Here is a 21,717-nt window from a genome sequence, read left to right as displayed (position 1 = left end):
GAAAAACTCTGGCTTGCACATTCGGAGGAGAGACAGGACAATAAGCCGCTCTGTACGATCTACTTTCTGGAGTCTCAATGAGCGAACACGCCATTTTATCCCTGTCTTTTATTCTGCTGGCCGGCATTGTGTGTCAGTGGCTCGCCTGGCGGGTGAAGTATCCCGCGATTATCTTTCTGCTGGCAGCCGGGATTATGGCCGGTCCGGTGATGGACTGGCTGGAACCGGATGAACTGTTCGGCGATCTGTTGTTTCCATTCGTCTCCCTGGCGGTCGCAGTGATCCTGTTTGAGGGAAGCCTGACGCTGAAACTGCAGAATATTCCCGGCCTGGAACGGGTGATTCGCAACCTGATTACGATCGGTGCATTTATCTCCTGGATGGGAACAGCCCTGGCGACGCGGTTCTTGCTTGATTTTTCCTGGAACGTTTCATTTCTGTTCGGGGCGCTGATGGTGGTGACCGGGCCAACTGTGATTACGCCGCTGTTAAGAACCGTACGGCCCAAAGAAAACGTGGCCCACATCCTGCAGTGGGAGGGCATTCTGATCGATCCCCTCGGGGCGATTCTGGCGGTGCTGGTATTCGAGTTCATCCTGGCGGGGGGCGTGGAAGGGGGCTTCGCGGCGGGGCTCTTCGTGTTTGGTAAGATGGTGTTGATCGGAGTGCTGTTTGGGGCGGTCAGTGGTTACTGCTTCGCATTTCTGTTGAAGAAATACTGGATTCCACAGTACCTGCAGAACTTTGCGGCGCTGGCACTGGTCTGTACGGTGTTTGCGGTTTCGAACCTGTTCGAAGCGGAATCGGGGTTGCTTTCGGTAACGGTGCTGGGGATCTGGCTGGCGAATACGAAAGGGCTGGAACTGGAGGACATTCTGGACTTCAAAGAGAGTCTGAGTATCCTGTTGATTTCGATGCTGTTTATCATCCTCGCGGCCCGCATGGATCTGAGTGCGTTCCACGATTTAGGCTGGCCCGCGGTCGCCGTGTTTGGAGTGATTCAATTTGTCATTCGTCCGGTGAGTGTGCATCTCTGTGCCCTGGGATCGAAACTGACGATGAAAGAACGGCACCTGTTGTCGTGGATCGCTCCCCGAGGGATCGTGGCAGCAGCGATCTCAGCCCTGTTTGCGATCAAGTTGGAGACCGCCGGTTATCCGTTTGCGGCTGCGATGGTTCCGCTGACGTTTATGGTGATTATCGGGACGGTGCTGCTGCAGAGTATGACGGCCGGTCCGCTGGCGCGATTTTTGAATGTGGCAGAACCTGAGCCGAACGGCTTCCTGATTGTGGGAGCGAACCGCCTGGCACAGATCATCGCGTTGGAACTGCAGAAGAACGGCATCCGCACCTTTCTGACTGACCAGAACTGGTCTTCGGTCACGGAAGCACGCCTGAAAGGACTCTCGGCTTACTGGGGGAATCCGGTGTCGGAGCATGCGGAGCGGAATATCAACCTGATCGGCATCGGTCATCTGCTGGCAGTCTCTCCCCAGATTGAACTGAATGCGCTGGCGGCTCATTATTATCGGTTGGAATTTGCACCGGAACATATTTTTACGATCCGGAATTCCGAACCCACTGCAGGTAAAGCGGAGGCGAAGACCGAGTTTAAATATGGTGGCCGCACCGTCTTTGGCGATTCGCTGAATTATCAGGACTTGAGCCGGATGCTGGAGCAGGGGGCGGAGATGAAAACCACGCTGCTGACGGAAGAATTTTCCTTTGAAGATTATCTGGCACAGACTGACGAAGAGCGGGTGCCCCTGTTCGCGATTGATACCGGCAACCAGGTGCAGGTCTTTACGGCTGAGGCTGACTTCCAACCGAAGGCGGGCTGGAAAATTATGAGCCTGGCGGAAGTGGTGCCGATCGAAGCCTGAGTGCGATTCTGGCATCCAGTCTGCTTTTCACTTTGAGTTCTCTATTCAGATCCGACTGGAATCGGATGCCAGTGCTGCCTTACAATGCTGGTAAGGCACTTTTCTGATTCGAATTCCGGGGTTTTAATATGCACGCTCACCGCCGCGAGTTTTTGAAAACATCACTGGCACTCTCACTTGCCGGGGCCGGTTCACTGTGTCAGGTCCAGGTAGAGGCATCTGCTGCAAAGCGGCCACTCCTGAAGCCGGTGCATGAGGAAATCGTCTGCTCCTGGACTGCCGCTCATCCGCGTCACGACCATCAATTGATCTTCCCGCTGGATGAAAAGCGGCTGATGCTGGTCTGGTCGGAGTATTACAACAAATCTCCGCAACCGGCTCAGAAGAAAGGTTTCTCCGGTATCAACGATCATGTCGCCTGCCAGATCAGCTCGCTGATTTCTGAAGATCAAGGTCGCAGTTGGGGCGGCCGTCGAGTGTTGCAGGCGAACGAATGGAAGCATAACGTCAAACATCCGAACCTGGTGCGGCTGTCGGAGCAGGAGATTCTGTTTTCATATGTGGGCTGGGACAGCCCGACGGCACGGAACGTGTTTCTACGCCGATCTACTGATAATGGTCAGACGTGGGGATCTCAGCAGCAGATTTCGGAACCGGGCTGGTACTGCTGCAACGCCGACCATGCCCTGCGGTTGAGTTCCGGTCGCGTGCTGATTCCGGCACATGGGCCCTACGCGAAAAAATACATCGGCGGGACCTCATACAAAGGGGGGGACCTGCATTCGTTTGTTTTTTATTCGGATGATGGCTTTCGGACCTGGAAGCGGAGTGCCAACAGCATGACGGCACCGGGTCGAGGCTGCCATGAGCCTGCGATAGTGGAACTCAAAGAGGGACGGTTGCTCTGTTTTCTGCGGAATACGAACCAGTGTCTGTACCAGAGTATTTCTGAGGATGGTGGTGAGCACTGGAGTCAGCCGGTCCCGACGGAATTGCCTTCCCCGGAAGCACCCTCAATTGTGAAACGGATTCCCTCCACGGGGGACCTGCTGCTGATCTGGAACCATGTGGCGTCCCGTAGTAACTGGCCGCGGACTCCGCTTACAGCGGCAATCTCTCAGGACGAGGGGAAAACATGGTGCCATTTCAAAGATGTCGACAATCGGACCAATTATGATGCGGCGTATCCTTCCGTCACGTTCGTAGGTGACGAAGCGCTGATCGCCTATTATTCACGTTCGACGAAGTGGAAACGGGATTCGGAGGTGACACTCAAAATCATTCCGGTCAAGCAGTTTTATACCTGAAGTAAAACGGGTTCGCTTGTGATCAGAGGAAGATACTCAGGTCATCGGTCAGGTCGGTAAAGAACTGGTCGGCTTCATTTTCCCAAGCGGGAATTTTGCGAACGCCGGGGAGCAGGCTGTCCTGCATCCAGCCGGTTTCCTCATGATCGTACCCCAGCAGGTGCCCCAGTTCATGCCTGATTACCGTCCAGAGATCGATCCGCCCGGCTGCGGCGCTGTCTGGCAGCGCGATTAATGTCAGATCGCTGGACTCAGTAAACTCTTCACTGGTCGTCGGCGTGGCGTCAATAAACCAGCCATAGCCGGCGGCATCACTGTCGATGTAGATGGTATTCCCGGCGGCACGACCCAGGAAGTCGCCTTCCAGGTCGGTGACTTGAATGTGGACGGTTTCCAGTTTCTGACTTTCCACTTCAGAGAGCTGCGGTCTGACCTCTTCTACTGTATTGTCAAGCATTTTCTGTGCGGTCGACTGCTGCAGCGATTTGGCTCCTTCCTGCGGCTGAGACTGGGGATCGACGGTCAGCAGGTGATTCCAGGCATCAGGGAAACTGGCAGGATAACTGATCTGATTCTCTCTGCCTTTGTTATAGTTCGAGGCTAAGAAGATCAGGTCTTTAAAATCTACATGGTCGTTCTGGTTCAGGTCTGCGAACCAGGCATAGTCTGAATCAGACGCACTGGGACGCGTATTATATACGCTGACAAACAGAATCAGATCGCGGAAGTTGATATGATTATCGTCATTCAGATCGTAGGGGTTCGCCCAGATATCGGTGCCAGTGAATGCACCGGCAGTCGTATCGAGGGGGACATTTCCTTCCAGCGCGACCTGGGGAGAACTGATTTCCAGTCCCAGATCGTAAGGTCCGACACTCTTTCCGTTCAAATCCAGTTGAACCTGATCGTCTCCGCGGGACTGGAACTTGATGCGGGCAAAGAGCAGGTGCTGACTGGCTCCCAGATGAGAGGTGTCTGTGTTGCCAGACAGGGAAGTCACACTACCGGCAGTGTCATCAATCAGCCCTGACAGATTCTCAGTGAAGGCCGGACCAAATTGAATTTCCGTGGCGGTTGTAAATTCGGTTTGATAGCTGAGGTCCAGGGCAGCCGAGTAAACCCCCTGGTTGGTCATGTTTTGCGCGTCGATCCAGAGCTCGACCCACCAGGTGGCCCATTCACTGACCTGGCCAACGCCTGAGGGTAGTGTTGCCACTTCTCCATTGGCTGAAGTGGTAGTGGTCTGCTCGACAACTCGGAGATTGATCTGGGCCGGTGCCTGTTCATCGTCTTTGATTGTGACCTGGGCCTGTCCGTCAGTCAGGATGACGTCGTGTCCAGCGGACTGAATTCCGGAAAGATTGACCAGGAAGGTTTCATTATTCTCGATCAGATCGGAGTCGATGACCGGGATGACGATGTTCTGAGACGTCGTTCCCGGATTAAAGGTAAGGGTGCCGGTCGTACTGGTGTAGTCCGATCCAGCGAGGGCACTCTGGTCTGCGGTGGCATAGTCGATGCTGACGGCGGTATCCACGGGATGGTCGAGCGAGACGGCGAGGGTGGCAGTACCTGCGTTCTCGTCAACACTGAAATCGTCGATGGAGATTGTCACCTGGCGGTTGTCGTGAATGGTGATCTGTGCCTGATTGTCGGTAAGGCTTACATCGCGTCCCCCCGCCTGGAGTCCGGAGAGGTTGACGAGGAAGGTTTCATCGAGTTCGACCTGATCTGTATCGGTGATCGCAATCACGATGTTCTGGGACGTCGTCCCCGGATTAAAGGTGAGAGTGCCGGTCTTACTGGTGTAGTCCGATCCAGCGAGGGCACTCTGGTCTGCGGTGGCATAGTCGATGCTGACAGCGGTATCCACGGGATGGTCGAGCGAGACGGTGATGGTGGCCGTCCCCGCATTTTCATCTACTGTCTGATCGTTGATGGAAACGATCGTCTGGTCGTCGTCGTGGATGGTGACCTCTGCCTGATCGTTGCCGAAGATGACATTCAGACCCCCCGCCTGGATGTTGGAGAGTTTCACGAGAACAATTTCGTCGGTTTCGACCTGGTTTGAGTCGATGATTGGAATCTCGATGGTTTGCGAATGGACACCCGGGGCAAAGTTCAGTGTTCCCGAAATACTGGTATAGTCCTCTGTTGCCGTTGCTGTCTGGTCTACAGTCATAAAATCGACACTGACAGTAGTGTCGGGTAAACCAGTCAGAGCGACGGTGAGTGTAACGGTGCCGGCATCTTCATTGACCGAGGCATCCTCGATGGAGAATTCTCCCTGATTTACATTCCGGATGGTGACCAGGGCCTGATCGTCGATAAGACTGACATTGCGTCCTCCACTCTGGAGCCCGGAGAGGTTAACAAGGAAGGTTTTATCGAGTTCAATCTGATTAGAATAACTGATCGGGATACTGACGATCTGGGTTGTCTCTCCAGGATTGAAAGTCAGAGTTCCCGTGGTGCCGGTGTAGTCCGGACCAGCGAGGGCACTCTGATCTGCGGTGTCATAATCAATTGTGACAGTAGTATCCACGGGATGATTGAGCGAGACGGTGATGCTGGCGGTCCCTGCATTTTCATCAACGGTAAGATCGTCAATACTTAAGTTGGCTGCATCGTTATCGCGCAACGAGATCTGGCTGGTAGTTTGTGCGAGCACGGCCGGCATGGACGGGTTTGACAGTTCGACCGAGAACATTTCATCCGCTTCCACCTTATCATCACCGTTAATCTGAATGGTGATCGTCTGGGTCTGGGTGGCGGAAGGAGCATTCGTGTCGAAGTAGAGCGTGCCGGTGCTGGCCTGGAAATCCTGGTCCAGCGCGGTTGCTGATCCATCGTGGGTGGTGAAATCGACAGAAGGGGAAGTATAGATGCCGGGAATCAGTCCCGTGGCGGTCACCGTTACTTCCAGCGCCTGCGTGCCATCGTCGTTTTCCACAATACTCGTGTTTTCAATTGAGAAGACCGGAGTCTGACGGTTGAAACTGTAAATCCGGCTGGCTGCAGAAGCTTCATTGAACAGGGCCGTCACGGCCAGATTGTTTCCTTGCAGAGCCACCGCTGCTCCAAATCCGTGCCCAAACAGATCCGAGTTGGATGGGAGGGAGAGTGCCGTTTCTTCGTAGATATGTTCTCCTGACAGATGCTCATAGATATAAACGGTTTTAGAACTGCCCCCTGCATTACCCACCACCAGGGTACCATCGTGTAGATCGAGACTGCTGCCGTAATAGCTGACATTTGAATCATCCTGTGGGGTAAGCCTGGTTGCATCCGGGTTTTCCCAGCCCTGGGAGCCGTCATACAGATAAACGGCGCCGTTATTGTTGCCGGTTGTGTCGAACTGGGGAGAGGCGACGGCAACCAGGTCGCCTTCAATGGCAACCACCTTGCCGAAATAATCAGTGGGTTGCGTATCCTGAGACGTCAGTTTTGTTTCTGTGGCAGTGTCCCAGCCGGTCGCTCCTTTCCGGTAGAGATAGGCAGAACCGCCCAGATTATCATCGCGAATCGCTCCGACAATGATCTGATCACCGGAAATGTCCACCGCGTACCCGAAGAAATCGCCGTTGACTCCGTCTGAAGCAAACAGAACGGATTCCGAGGGGGCCATGGTTGACCAGTCTGAACCGTTACGGGTATAGACAAAAGCGGAGCCGGAATAAGGTTGATTCCCGGCAGTGTAGTGAGCGCCTGCCACAATGGTGTCGCCGTTGATCGCTACCGCTACAGACTGTGAGACATGTCGGGATACGCTGTCAAATAATGCGGTGCGCGTGGGGGCGATGGTGGTCCAGTCTGAGCCATTCATTTCATAGAGATAGACTTCTGACGAGCCGGAATTCATCAGTACGCTGACCAGAATCGTATCTCCCTGGACGTCGACACTGGTACCAAAGATTTTCGTGTCAGCCGGGTCCGGTGCGGCAAAGGTGGTTTGATAGACCCAGATGTCGTCATTTTCATCATCGGGCGTTCCCGCATCGTCTCTGGCATAGACATACACAACTCCCGCGGGATCCGCCGCGGTGTCAGTCCCGGGAGCGCCGATGACGAGGTAGTTCTCATCCGAAGCGATGACTTTTCCAAATCGATCTCCCCCGTTGTGTGCGGTTGCTGAGGTGTCAGGCGTCAGCTCACTGGCTTCAATCCAGGTTTGCGGAGCTGTCTCCTCGAAGATAAAGACTCCACCACTGTTGACTCCATCTAAATCAATATCGGGGGCACCCGCGACGACAGTCGTGCCTGAGATGGCAACAGCCTCTCCCAGACGGGCGATCTCATCGGTCGAAATCGCCAGGACCTGTTCGGCTGCATTGTCCAGATCCCAGTTCGCACCCGTTTTACTGTAGACATAGACCGCACCCGTATTCGGGCGGGTGGTATCAGCGATGAAAGCACCCACAACCAGGCGATCTGCAGTGAGACTGACGGATGTGCCAAAATGATCAGACGTATCCTTGCCGGTAAATTCCAGTTCTGTGGGAGAGACTGTCGACCAGTCTGAGCCATTTCTGATATAGAGATAGGCAGAACCACTACTGGCCCCATGCGGATCGGTGTTCTCAGCACCAATGGCAACATCAGTGCCATTGGTGCTGACCGATTTCCCGAATAAATCGCTTGCGATACCGTTCGATGCGACGATTTTTGCCTCGCTGGGAGCATTACTCGTCCAGTCACTGCCATTTTTCGTGTAGACGTAGGCGGCCCCATTCTGACTACCATCAATTTTAGCGTAAGCCGCCCCGACCACGATCAGATCACCCTTGATGGAAACCGAGATTCCATAATTATCATAAGAATGATAATCTGAGGCTGTTAACATCCTGACTGCAGGATTACTCCAGTCTGCGCCTGTTTTTTCAAAGATATAAGCGGCACCAGAATTATAGGCAGCAGCCGAATCAAAACGGGCACCGGCAACGATCGTATTCTCATAGATTGAGACAGCACAGCCAAGATAGGCTGAAGAATACAGCCCCTCGACGGTGAGTTTTTCGACTGAGGGGGGCTCTGTTTTCCAGTCGGCTCCATTGCGGGTGAAAACATAAATGGCCCCGCCTCCTTCCCGGTCTGCGCCAACGACAATGGTATCCCCATCAATGGCGACAGACGAGCCAAACTGATTTGCATCAAAAGGAGTCGCAGGAGTTAATACTGTTTCGAATTCCCACGTATCGTCTGACTGATCTGCAGGAGTACCCTGCTGATTTCTGACATACACGTAAGCAGTCCCCACAGATCTGCCGTTAGCAGAGTTGTCCAGAACTCCCATGACCATGACATCTCCGTCGATGGCAACGACTCGACCCGCATTGTCGTCGGTATGGTTGGCGTAAGCAGGATCTGCGTAGAGGAATTCCTGAAAGAGATAGTCGGTGTCATCGTTGGTAATGATACCTGAAGCTTGCGTGCTGTCTGCATCATCCGGAAAAACACTACCGCCGGTCGGATTGTTTAAGCGGCCAATAACGGTCTCAGACGCTTCTTTGACCTGGTCTCCAGTGATCTGTACATCGACGATCTGTACCTGGGATGTGGCGGTCGCGGAGGCTGAGAATGTGAGCGTCTGGCTTTTGGAAACGTAGTCTTCCCCGGCGATGGCGGTGCCATCGAATGTGCTGAAGTCGACAGTGGATTCGAAATCGAGGTCACCCGCAAAATTGGCTGAACGCCGAATTTCGAATTTGAGGTAACTGACGCCGTTGTCTCCTTCGACAACCTTTCCGGCGTGGATCGAAAACTCAGACTGGGAGGGCAGATCAATGATCGTGACCACCGCCTGTGCATCAGCAAGAATGATGTCCTGTCCCTGGTTCTGCAGATTCGAAAGATTGACCAGGAAGGTCTCATCCGGTTCCGAATCCTGGGTAAGGAGAATCGGGACAGAAATCGTCTGGGTCTGAACGCCGGGGTTAAATGTCAGTGTTCCGGAAGTTCCCGTGTAATCTTCAGATGCCGTCGCACTCTGATCGGCGGTGGCGTAATCGACACTGATGGCTGTATCAACCGGTTGATCGAGTGAGACCGTGAGGATGGCTGAGCCTGCATCTTCATCGACCGTGATATCGTCGATAGAGAGCAGGGCCTGATCGTCATTTTCAATGGTGACGGTTGCTTCCGAATCAGCGATGTGGGCATGGCCTCTGGCATTCCGTAGTTCAATGCCGAAGGTTTCATCTGATTCCAGCAGGGAGTCGCCATAAATGCGAATGGAAATGGTCTGGGTCTGGCTGGAAGCATTCGGATCGGCGACAAACATAATGGTGCCGGTGGTGCTTTCATAATCTCCGCCTGCGACCGTGGCGGTGCCATCCAGGGTCCGGAAGTCGATGCTGGCCCCGTAAATCAGGTCGCCTGGTTTTGTGGCGGTGCGTGTGACATTGGCGGTGATCAGTTGAGAACCGTCGTTTTCCTCCGTGACGCTGATGTCGTCGATCGTGATGGCCGGATTTTGCGGGAGTCCGTAGACATAGATCGAGCCGGTGTTGAAGTAAACGTCATCGTCTAAACGGGCACTGATTAAAATGGCGCCGTCTGTTACGGCAGTTACGCGGCCAAAATCATCTCCGGATTCTGTACCTGCGGAACTGATTTTCTGCTGTTCAACCCAGGTCATATTATCCTGCGTAAAGCGGTAAACAGCTCCGGAATTATCAGCACCTGTTGGATCAAACGCAGAAGAAATGAAAATCTGCTGGTTATGGATTTCGACCACTGCTCCAAAGTAGGAACTCGGTGCGGCGTCTGATGCTGTTAAGGTCTGAATCGGATTCCAGGTACCGCTGGAGGGATCTCGCTGGAATAGTATGGCCTCACCAACAGTGGAGGCAGCACCGATCAACAGCAGGTTCCCTTCGAGACTGACTGAGTTTCCAAATAATCCAGAGTAAGTCGGGACAGGATCAGTCAGTTTCTGGCTCAGAGTCCAGGTTCCAGCCTGCTCGGTGAAAATATAAGCGGCTCCACTCTTAGTGTAGGGGGCAGAGGCGTATCTCGCACCAATGACGATCATGGAGTTTTCAATGTCGATCGAATCACCGAATCGTGCACCGACTTCAGGCGAATCCGCGGTCAGTTTTGCCGTCTCGGACCAGACGCCATTCTCGCGACTGAAGACATAGGCAGAGCCGGTATACTCATCTTCCGCCGTGTTGCTGACAACGATGGTGTCTCCTTCGATGGCTATGGTGTCGCCAAATTGGCCATTGTCAACAGAATCAGCAACGGTCAATTTCTGCTGGAATGTCCAGATTCCATTCGAACGGGTATAGACATAAACCGCTCCCATGTTATCGGCTGATCCGTCACCAAAGAATGCCCCCACAACGGCCGTATCACCACTAATGCCCACAGACCAGCCAAAATAGTCAGAAATACCGTCGGCATCCGGTTGCAGTAAGGTTGCCTGATAATCCCAGGTATCATCGCCGGCATACTCGGGCGTTCCTTGATCGTTTCTGACATAAATAAAGGCACCTCCATCGCCGGGATGAATGTCATCCCAGCCGCGGGCGCCGGAAATCAGCGTATCTCCGTCGACGGCGATATCCATTCCAAAGAAATCGAGAGTATGGACTGTTCCTTCTGCGTGCAGTTTTTCTTTCAATTCATAATCGCCGAGATCGTCATCTTTGATCGTGACGGTAGCCTGATCATCGGAGAGAATCACATTCAGTCCGCCGGTTTGCAGGTTGCTGAGTTGTACGTCAAATGTTTCCGGGAGCTCTACCGGGGCACCGTCGACCAGGTCGATTTCGATTGTCCGATGCATCGTTCCCGGAGCGAAGGTGAGAGTGCCGGTCTGGCTGAGATAGTCGTCGGGGGAAGTGGCACTCTGATCAATGGTACTGAAATCCACAGTGACAGTACTGTCAACGGGCCTGTCAAGGGAGACTGTGAGGATTGCTTTGCCGGCTGCTTCGTTGACCATCAGATCCTGTACTGAAAGCGCGGCCTGATCGTCATCCTGGATCGTGACGACTCCCTGATTGTCAGAAAAAACAATGTCGGCTTCGGACTGAATCTGGCTCAAATTCATCAGCAAAGTCTCGTCTGCTTCTACCTGATCAGAGTCAACGAGGTTGACCGTAATCGTTTTCGTTGTTTCACCGGCGTTGAAGGTGAGAGTGCCGCTGGTGTTGAGATAATCGGTCCCGTCGAGGGCGGTCTGGTCAGCGGTGGCATAGTCAACCAGAATTGCCGTTTCCACAGGCTGATCAAGGGAGACAGTCAACCGGGCGGTCCCCGCATTCTCATCGACAGACACATCATCAATCGAGATTGCGGCCTGGTCGTCGTCCAGGATACTGATTTCTCCCAGCGAGTCGGACAGGGAGACCGCGGTTCCTGATCCCTGCAGATTGGCCAGTTGAACCTGCAGGGTTTCGGCAGGCTCGACGTTGTCTGTGTCCACGATGGTGACATGGATCGTTTTGGAAACATCGCCTGGATTGAATGTCAGTGTACCACTACTGGTGAGATAGTCAGAATTCGCAACCGCGGTGCCGTCGCTCGTCTGGTAGTCGACTGAAAAAGTGATGGACAGGGCCTCTTCCAGGGTGACCGTCAGAGTGGCAGTACCGGCCGCTTCATTGACTTCGACATCATTGATGGAGAGGTTCACCTGGTCGTTATCGAGGATCGTGATTTCTGCCTGATCCGTTATGAGATCGACAGGTGAGCCATTGGCCTGCAGGTTAGTGAGTTTGACGAAAAACGACTCTGTCGCCTCGTTGACGGCGTCATCCAGGATTATCAGATTGATGGTTTGTGTGGTCTCGCCCGGATTAAATGTCAGCGTGCCTGATGTGGCAGAGTAGTCTGAATCTACCAGGGCTGTGCCGTCGAGTGTTTCAAAATCGACCGTGATGCTGGTCAGTAGTGCCCGATCCAGCGAGACGGTCAGTGAGGCTGTCCCGGCAGCTTCATCAAGGGTGAGATCCTGAATCGAGAGGCGGGCCCGGTCGTCGTCCTGGATGGTAACCACTGCCTGAGTATCGGGGAGGCTCACATCCAGGCCGGCTGCCTGCAGATTGGACAGATTGAGCAGAAAGGTTTCGTCGGCCTCGACCAGGTCTGAATCGACCAGAGTGATTTCAATCGTCTGTGTGGTGTCACCCGGGTTAAAGGTCAGTGTGCCTGATTTGGACTGGTAGTCCGAACCGCTGGAGGCCGAACCGTCAGCGGTGGCGTAGTCGACGGAAATAGCACTCGAGGCTTCATGATCGAGGGAGACTGTTACTAACGCGGTGGCCGCATTTTCGTCGACGGAAATATCATCAATGGAGAGGAGCCCCAAATCGTTGTCCTGGATGGTGACCACAGCCTGGCTGTCGGCCAGCGTGGGCTGGTAAACACCGGATTGCGGGTTGGACAGATTAACCAGAAAGGTTTCGTCCGGTTCGATGATGTCAGAATCGGTGAGTGTGATGTGAATGGTCTGTGTGGTGTCCCCCGGGTTAAACGTCAGCGTACCTGTTTTGGACTGGTAGTCGGAACCGCTGTTGGCACTATCGTCTGCTGTTGCATAATCGACAGAGATGACCGAGGTGAGCGCCTGGCTGAGCGTGACGGTCACGGCGGCGGTTCCTGCAGCTTCGTTCACGGTGAGATCATCGATGGAGAAGGTCGGAATCCGTGATGGTGACTTCAGCCTGGTTGTCTGGCATGATGACATCCAGCCCGTTCGACTGCAGGTTGGTGAGGTTGACCAGGAAGGTTTTATCAACTTCGATCAGATCGGAATTGACGAGATTGATGGTAATTGTTTTTGACTGTTCGTCTGCAGTAAAGGTCAGAGTACCGGAAGTGGCCTGGTAATCCGCGTCGGCCAGAGCGGTCTGGTCTGCAGTCGCATAGTCGAGCGTCACGGTTCCATCCACAGGCTGATCCAGCGAGACCGTGACTGTGGCGAAGCCGGTTTCTTCATCGACACTGATGTCGTCAATGGAAACTTGTGCCTGGTCATCATCCACAATGGTGATGGTTGCTGTAGAATTGCTGTACTGCACGTCAAAGGGGGAAGCATCGGCCACAATGTTGACCGAGAACGTTTCATCGAATTCCACTTCCGCATTGTCGACGATCGGTACCGTGAAGGTTTTAGACAGATCTCCTTCATCAAACGTAACTGATCCATTTACCAGTTGGAAATCACTGACAGATCCGGCAGTGCCGGATTGAAAATAATAGTTGACCGTGAACGGGTATGCTATTTCTCGATCGAGCGTGAGCGTCAATGTGGCTGTTCCCTCTCCTTCATTGACGGTCGTATCGGAGATATTCAGGAGTGCGGCGTCATTGTCTCGAATAGTGGCCGTGGCAATTTCACGGGGGACCAGCGCCTTAATCGAGGGGTTTCTGAGGAGGACTTTAAAGAACTCATCAGTTTCAATCGTTTCATCACCATTGATGGGAATGGAAATCGTTCTGGTTTGAGTTTCGGTTCCCGCTGTGAGATTAAAACTTAAAGTGCCCGTTTGTGACTGATAGTCACCGGAGGCCGCGGTGGCTGTTCCATCCAGTGTGGTGTAATCGATGGTGATAGTCTGGTCATATAAATCGGACGTCAAGCCTCCCAGGGTCACGGTCAGGTCCAGAGTCTGAGTGCCAGTATCTCCTTCCACGATTTCAGCGTTGTCGATGGTGAAGGTGGGGACCAGGCGTGTGAATGCATTGATTCGGGTTACACGTTTCTGTTCATCTTCCGGAAGAGGCTGGAAACTGGGGATAACGTCATAGGCCATCAGGTAATTGCCATAATAGGCGATTCTTTGTGTAGGCCGATACGACCCACCTAAGGAAAATGTTGGTGAATAAACTGTGGACTCGTTCTGTGTGTCCCAGCCTGCTGATCCGTCGTAGATGTAGGTGGGGCCAAAGGTAGTTGTTACAATCAGGGTGTTGTCTACTGCAAAGAGAGACGTACCGTATCCGCGGTAATTGTCCCATTCGTCAGCGATATATTTGATTGTTTCTGCATTTTCCCAGCCCATGGATCCGTCAATAATGAAGACAGCGCCGCTATCGGCTTTCTGTTCGATGCTTCTTGGTGAACCAACAAATATGGTATCGCCGGAAATGGCGACAGCAGAACCATATAAATCTATGCCGTAATAAAGCAGGGGATTCAAGAGACTGGTTTCCACAGCATGGTCCCAGTCGGTCTGTTTCTCATAGACGTAAACGGTCCAGCCAAAACCCCATCCCGGGGTACCAACGACAATCGTGTCTCCATCAATGTCGACGGCGGCACCGAATTCTCTGTCTGTTGCCCCATCGGAGGCATAGAGTACTGATTCTTCTGGAGCCGCTGTGGACCAGTCGGCACCATTTCTGGTGTAGACGTAAACGACTCCCGAATTCGCCTCGACGCCATCTCCTTCGGGATTTCCCACGACAATCGTATCGCCGGAGAAGGCAATCAGATCCTCATATGTATTGTCGAGATCGATGTTGACGGTCCGGGAAACAGAGTCAAATAAAGAGGTAACGGTCGGGGCTGTGGTGGTCCAGTCGGAACCATTCATTTCATAGATAAAGACTTCATACTGCCCGGATTTGCTATAGGAGCCGACCACGATCGTGTTACCGTAGATAGCAACACTGGAACCGAACAGAGTGAGTTCTTCCGGGTTGGGACCTGCGAGTATCGTTTGATAAATCCAGCTGTCATCAGAATCAAGATCTGGTGTGCCGTGATCATCTTTGGCATAAATATAGACGCCTCCCCCGGGAGCGAGAACAGAATCCGTTCCGGGCGCACCTACGATCAGGTAGTCATCATTCATGGCCAGGGTGTGGCCATAATAATCTTCCACATTCGACTTATTGAGTGGTCCCGGAGGCAACTCGCTTGTCAGAGGAAACTCACCCAGAGAGGAGTTCGTATAGTCTGGTCCATAAAATACATAAGTCCCACCACTGTCTATACCATCCATGTCTGCATATATTGCCCCGACTGCAATGGTCGTTCCGTCGAGGGCCACCGCTGAACCGAAGTACTCGCGATCCTGCGTCTCGACCGAGATCACTCGCTGTTTCAATGAACTGTTAGACCAGTAGCCTGCAAACTCATAATAAAATGCTGCGCCGGTTGTCGCATTCTGATTTTCAGGCAGCCTGACTCCGGGGGCTCCAATCAGAAGGCCAGTCGTACTGATCGCGACAGAGTATCCGAAGATTGACGATGAAGGTGTTTCGAGATGGGGAATAAATTTCGTTTCATAGGGGCCATAAGAGTTGGCTCGAAAACCATTGCTTTCGTATAGATAGGCGCCTCCCCTGATGGCTCCCACTAACACAGCATAACCATTGGTGGCTACTGCTCCGCCGAATTCGTCATAGATTTCTCCATCAGAGGCGGTCAGTCTGGTTTCATAAATGGAACTGGTGATCCAGCTCGAATCTGATTTAGAATAGACATAAGCTGCTCCACTGGTCTGGCCATTTTCATCATCACCATAGGCACCGACGACAAGCAAGTCCCCCTCAATCGCAACGGAATGTCCGAACTGATCGCCTGCAGAGAGGCCGTCTGGCCGAATTTCTCGAACCAGGGGGTTGGTCCAGGAACCTGCCTGAGGCTTGATTATGTATACTGCTCCCCCACCTGAAACACCGGGGGCACCCACAACCAGCGTACTGTTGCCTTCAAGGGCGACTGAGTAACCAAAGTCGGAGTAGTTAGACAGGCTCCCGAGAGTGACCAGTTTTGCAAAAGGTGCATAGGTGACCCAGCCATATCCAAGTCTTTCGAATACGTAAACTGCCCCCCTGCCTTCGTCATAAGCTCCCGTCACAATGACATTTCCAGAGATGGCAACCGAATTTCCGAAGCCTTTATCGTAAGATGATGACGTTGGATTGAGCTCGGTCTGGAATTCCCAGGTGTCGTCGGACTGATCCTCGGTTGTTCCGTGATCATTACGCACATAGACATAAATGGCGTTTTTTTCCACATCCCCAACGACCATGTAATTACCGTCTATGGCAATCGAATTTCCTGTCTCGTATCCGGTATGATTGGCATTGATATCTTCCGGGTAATAGGGGGCCTGAAACTCAAAATTGTTTTCCAGCAGATCATCGTTGGTAATCTCTCCCGTGGCATCTAAAGTGGAGACATCACCTGCCAGAATGCTCACTCCGGTGGGATTGCTCAGACGTCCGATCACGGTCTCTGAGTCTTCAATGATCAGATCCCCCTGGACTTCGATGGTCACGGTCTGAGTCTGTGTGGTTGCCGTGGAATCGGCGGCGAAGGTCAGGGTGGTTGACAGCGCCGTATAATCAATGCCCGCCACCGCGGTGCCGTCGAGTGTCGAGAAATCAACACTCGATTCAAAATCCAGGTCACCGGGAGCAGCTCCTGTCCGGGTGACTTCGAACGTCATTGACTGCGTACCGTCTGCGCCTTCCAGTACGCTGGTCGGTGCGATACTGAAAATGGACTGCAGCCCCTGGTCCAGAATTGTGACGCTGGCACGGCCATCTCCAATGATGACATCATAGCCGCCTGAACTGACACTGATTTGCGAAATTTTGACCGCAAATGATTCGGTATCTTCGGGCAGACTCGAATCGACCAGGGGGATCTCAATGGTCTGGGTGGTTTCTTCCGGGTTGAATGTTACTCTGCCTGCGGTAGCCAGATAGTCTTCGCCGCTGGTGGCGCTCTCATCTTCAGTGGTATAATCAACGAAGACGGTTGCTGCCACTTTTCTGTCGAGGGATACGGTCACAAGTGCGGTTCCGTCCTCTTCGTTGACTGTGAGATCAGAAATGGAAACGTTGGCCTGATCATCAGGGCGAATCCAGACATTTGCCGGCCGGGAAGGGAGGATTACACCCAGCGAACCTGTCTGCAGATTGGATAATGTGACTTTGAAATATTCATATGTTTCCACCAGCAGATCATCGATGATGGGGATCTGAATGGTTTTCGAAATCTGATTGGAAGCGAAATAGAGTGTGCCGGAAGTGGCCTGGTAGTCTAAACCGGCGTCGGCAGAACCGTCAGAAGTGGCGTAGTCGACGCTGAACGCCTGGGGATGTTGTTTTGATAAACTCACCGTGACGGTAGCCGTTCCCGCTGTTTCATTGACATAGAGATCACTGATTGACAGGAGCGGTTGATCATCATCTTCGATTGTGACAACCGCCTGGTCATCTTCGAATTCGACCAGATAATCTGTAGACTGAATGTTCTCGAGTGAAACCAGAAATGTTTCATCCGGTTCGGCTACATCATCATTGGCGAGGGGGATCGTAATGGTTTTTGTCGTTTGCTGGGAAGCAAAGACGAGGGTGCCTGATGTGTCGGTATAGTCACTTGTGGGAAGTGCGGTTTGAGAATCCGTATGGAAGTCAACACTGAAGGGACTGTTGATCGCCTGGTTGAGGGAGACAGACAGGGTCGCCGTTCCCCCGGCTTCATTAACCGTGACATCGTCAATCGACAACCTGAGCGGGATGGAATCGATGATGGTGACCTCGGCCTGGTTGTCTGCAATCGTGACGATCAGTCCGTCAGCCTGCACATGGCTCAAATTAACCAGGAACGAGCGGTACGCTTCCAGGGGCGTCGAATTGACAATCGGGACGGTAATCGTTTTCAGCTGCTCGCCGGCGTGGAACTGCAGTGTGCCAGTCGTCTCTGCATAGTCATCCGGACTGGTTGCCGTCTGATCTGCGGTCGTAAAATCGACAAACACGTCTCCATCGACCGGGGCACTCAGGGAGACCTGCAAAACAGCGGTGCCTGCGTCTTCGTTGACCGTGAGATCATCGATCGAGATCGTGGCCTGATCGTCGTCCCGAATCGTGACCCGGGCCTGATCGTCCAGTAAGCTCACATTGAGGGAACCGTCCTGCAGATTGAACAGGTTGACCAGGAACGATTCATCGGCTTCCACGAGATCGTCATCGGTCAGGGGGATCTCAATCGTCTGCGTGGTTTCTCCAGTTGCAAATGTCACGATGCCGGTGGATGATCCAAAGTCGGTTGTCGAATAGGCGGATTCGTCGGCGGTGGCATATTCGATGCTCACCGCTTCGGTCTGTGCTTTCGTCAGGTTGACCGAAAGCGTGGCGGTGCCGGCACCCTCATTGACCGAGAGATCGCTGATTGTCAGGCGCGGCCGGTCCTTGTCCAGGATCGTGACCAGTGCCTGATCGTCATTCATCAGGACCTGGTAGACTCCCGACTGAATGTTATCCAGAAAGACGAAAAATGTTTCGTCGGCTTCGACCGTATCTGAATCGAAAATGGGAATGGTGATCGTTCTGGCTGTTTCCAGGGGATTGAACGTGACCGTGCCGGACCGGGCCAGGTAATCGTTGGGGGAGACAGCCGTGTCGTTGGCCGTAATATAGTCGACCGTCACCGTCGTAGGAATGGCTGCACTGAGCGAGACATTCAGTGTGGCGGTTCCTGCTTCTTCATTCACAGTCACATCATCGATCGACAGGAGGGGGATCACCGTCTGGTCGTCGTCCTGAATGGAAACCTCGCCCTGGCTGTCACTGAAGGCGACGTTCGCTCCCTCTGACTGGATATGGCTCAGGTTCACATAGAACGATTCTTCTGCTTCCACCTGGCTGTTATCCACAATCGGAATCGTAATGAACTGTGATTGCGTACCTGCGGTAAACGTAATGGTACCCGATGAGCTGACGTAATCAGCTGTGGAATAGGCGGTGCGGTTGGCGGTCGTATAATCGACACTGACCGTGGCATCGACCGGCTTGTCCAGAGAGACGAAGATTGTGGCCGTCCCGTCATTTTCATGGACGCTGACATCATCGATCCGCACCAGCGACTGATCGTCTCCTGTGATGGTGATGGTCGCTGTCTTGTCTAACAGTCGGGCATTTCCCAGGGGATTGGAGAGTTTGACCAGAAACGTCTCATTTTTTTCGACAAAAGTGTCGCCGAAGATCTGGACCGTAAAAGTGCGCGTTTGCGAGACCGCGTCGGGATCACCTTCAAAAGACAATGTTCCCGAATTTCCCAGATAGTCCCCCGTCATGACTTTGGCATCACCATCCAGTGTGGTGAAGTTGACCAGCGCCGGGATGCTCAAATCGCCGGGAGTTGTACTGGTGCGAGTGACCTCAATGGACACATATTTTGAACCCGTATCACCTTCCGTAAAGCTCATATTGTCAATGGAGATGATGGGAAGGTCTGCCGGACGGTAGACGTAAATGGACCCAGCCGCTATCTCCTGTGCATTATCATGTACCGCATTGATCATGATTAAATCATGGGAAATTGCTATCTTGCGACCGTAGTAAGCATGATTATTCAGATCTAAATCTCTCAGGATGTCTACCTGCACCCACTCCGAGTTTTCTTTTCTGAAAATGTAAGTGGCACCATTATCCGTTATCAGGTGAGAAGCCGGGTCTCTTGTGGAACCGACCAGAATCAAATCCCCCTGAATATCTACAGCGGTTCCAAAATAGGAGTTAAATACATCGGGGGTGATTGTCAGCATTTGTGTTTCCTGCCAGACATCATCGACTCTGGTAAACACATAGGCGGCCCCGGTGTTATCTAACTGGTCAGTGTCAGGGTTCAACGACTCATGATAGCTGGCGCCAACCACCAGGTTATCTCCATCCAAGGCAACACTATTTCCGAAGAATTCGGCATCCTGAGGCGAACTGGGTTTCAGCTTTTGAATCTCGATCCAGTCTCCATCCTGCAACTCGAACACATAGACTGCGCCACTGTCACTGCGTATTTCATTGTCTCTGGGAGCGCCGATCACCAGCGTCGAGCCCTCGAGAGCAATTGAAGCTCCGAAGTTTTTATTTGTCATAGGGTCTGAGGCAGTGAGCCTTGCCGTCTCTGACCAGGTATTACCAGAGCAGGTATAAATATAAACGGCACCCTGGTCACGATCAGAATAGGGGTTAGAAGTACCGGAGAGTAATTCTCCCTCTGCTTTGGGAACGCCGACGATGATCGTATTATTTTTGATGATCATCGTACGACCAAACCAGTTTGAGTTACCAGGATCTGATGGAGTCAGTTTCTGTTGGAACGTCCAGACATTATTTGATCGTGTGTAGACATAGATGGCGCCACTGTTCACAGTGTCTGTATCTGCATCATCCAGGTAATCAGCGACGACTGCAGTATTACCACTGATGGTAACTGAAGATCCAAAACCATCTGTGATATAGCCGGCTGGAGGCAATAATGTCGCCTGATAATCCCAGGTGTCATCAGAATAATCGGTGGGGGTTCCCTGGTTGTTTCGGGTATAGATAAAGGCCGCACCTTCATTCACTCCTGCTTCATCCCAGCCACTACTGCCGACAATCATGGTGTCATCATCGACAGCGAAAGAGCCCCCATATTCATCATAAGAATTGGCCGTTCCCGGCGCAAAAAGCTTTGACTGCAGGTCAAACTGAGGAACGAAATCATCATCCGGTTCAATTGTGACCACTCCGCGATCATCAACAATGATAATGTCGAGACCATATGCGGGAAGGGAATTCAGGTTTACGTTAAAAGTCTCTTCAAATTCAAAGAGATCATCATCGTTAATATTAACTGTGATGGTTTTTGACTGTTCTCCACTGGAGAAAGTGATCCATCCTGTCGATTTTATATAATCGCTTGAAGAATAACCTTCTGTTGCGGTACCTGGCGAAGTGGAATATCCAACATTGACATATGGATAATCAACGGGTTTATCCATCGAAACAGTCAATACAGCAGTCCCGTCAGCTTCGTTAACGGTTACATCGTTAATCGAAATCCGTGCCTGGTCGTCATTCGCAATTCGTTCATCCGCGGTCGAGGTTCGGATTGTGGTACCTGAACTGTTATTCGAGAGGATGCCCTTAAATTTTTCTTCTTCTTCGACCAGAATATCCCCGTTGATGATCACTTCCACGGTCTGAGTCTGTTTCAGGGATGTTGAATCTGCTCCAAAAGTGACTGTGGTCGAGACCGGGACATAGTCTCCCTCTGAGGAGAGGGCCGTGTCGTCTTCGGTATGGAAATCCACAGTGGCGACTGAATTGAGACTCCCGGTATAGCTCCCGGTTCTCGTGATCGTGAAGGTAGCAATTGTGTCCCCGGAATCACCTTCATCAATTCTGAGATCAGAACTGATACTGAATTCTGACGTCAGCAGCGTCCGGTCTTCCAGGACTTCTGTCTGCGCGATGGATTCCCGGGTCGACAGCGCGTGTGACAGGGAGGCGGCAGACAACCGGCGAACCCGTTTCGGCTGGCGGGTTCTGCGGGGATATTTTGAACGACAACGGTTGGCGATTGACCTGAGCCAGTTCGTCAGCAGCATAATGCATGGACCTTTAGCCAGACTGATATAGATCAGTTTTGATTTGTAAACTAAGGGTAAAAGACGTACACGCAGAGGGTGGTGATAGAAACTGCTAAAGAGGCCTGCAATGAAAGGAGTTAGCGTACAGAGTCTATACAAAAATTTATTGTAGTAAACCGTACCAGTGAACGGAGT

The 21,717-nt window shown here is 52.5% G+C and carries 4 protein-coding genes; 2 read left to right on the top strand and 2 right to left on the bottom strand.

Translation table 11 applies throughout. The annotated features are described in order from the left end of the window. Positions 1–77: 77 nt before the first annotated feature. Together Enr10x_RS14750 and Enr10x_RS14745 are read left to right on the top strand one after the other, a co-directional pair. Positions 78–1,883, top strand: a complete 1,806-nt coding sequence (locus Enr10x_RS14750) for a cation:proton antiporter (protein WP_145450418.1) — start codon at positions 78–80, stop codon at positions 1,881–1,883. 128 nt (positions 1,884–2,011) lie between these two features. Beyond that, positions 2,012–3,190: a sialidase family protein gene (locus tag Enr10x_RS14745; RefSeq protein WP_145450416.1), complete on the top strand. Its 1,179-nt coding sequence runs from the start codon at positions 2,012–2,014 to the stop codon at positions 3,188–3,190. 22 nt (positions 3,191–3,212) lie between these two features. Here Enr10x_RS14745 and Enr10x_RS14740 read toward each other — a convergent pair whose 3' ends face one another. Next, on the bottom strand, positions 3,213–12,887 hold the full coding sequence (locus Enr10x_RS14740) for a Calx-beta domain-containing protein (RefSeq protein ID WP_145450413.1): 9,675 nt from the start codon (positions 12,885–12,887) through the stop codon (positions 3,213–3,215). After that, the gene (locus tag Enr10x_RS14735; protein ID WP_145450411.1) at positions 12,823–21,540 is read right to left on the bottom strand and encodes a Calx-beta domain-containing protein; all 8,718 of its coding nucleotides are present in this window, start codon (positions 21,538–21,540) and stop codon (positions 12,823–12,825) included. Before Enr10x_RS14735 ends, Enr10x_RS14740 begins: the two co-directional genes overlap by 65 nt. Between the last annotated feature and the right edge of the window lie 177 nt (positions 21,541–21,717).

The sequence above is a fragment of the Gimesia panareensis genome (assembly GCF_007748155.1).
In the GTDB taxonomy this organism is placed as follows: domain Bacteria; phylum Planctomycetota; class Planctomycetia; order Planctomycetales; family Planctomycetaceae; genus Gimesia; species Gimesia panareensis.
This window is presented reverse-complemented; position numbering and strand designations above follow the sequence as displayed.

Excerpts from the sequence above, each read along its gene's own strand:
- Enr10x_RS14750 (WP_145450418.1), top strand. The coding sequence starts at position 78 with ATGAGCGAACACGCCATTTTATCCCTGTCTTTTATTCTGCTGGCCGGC.
- Enr10x_RS14745 (WP_145450416.1), top strand. The coding sequence starts at position 2,012 with ATGCACGCTCACCGCCGCGAGTTTTTGAAAACATCACTGGCACTCTCA.
- Enr10x_RS14740 (WP_145450413.1), bottom strand. The coding sequence starts at position 12,887 with ATGTCATCATGCCAGACAACCAGGCTGAAGTCACCATCACGGATTCCG.
- Enr10x_RS14735 (WP_145450411.1), bottom strand. The coding sequence starts at position 21,540 with ATGCTGCTGACGAACTGGCTCAGGTCAATCGCCAACCGTTGTCGTTCA.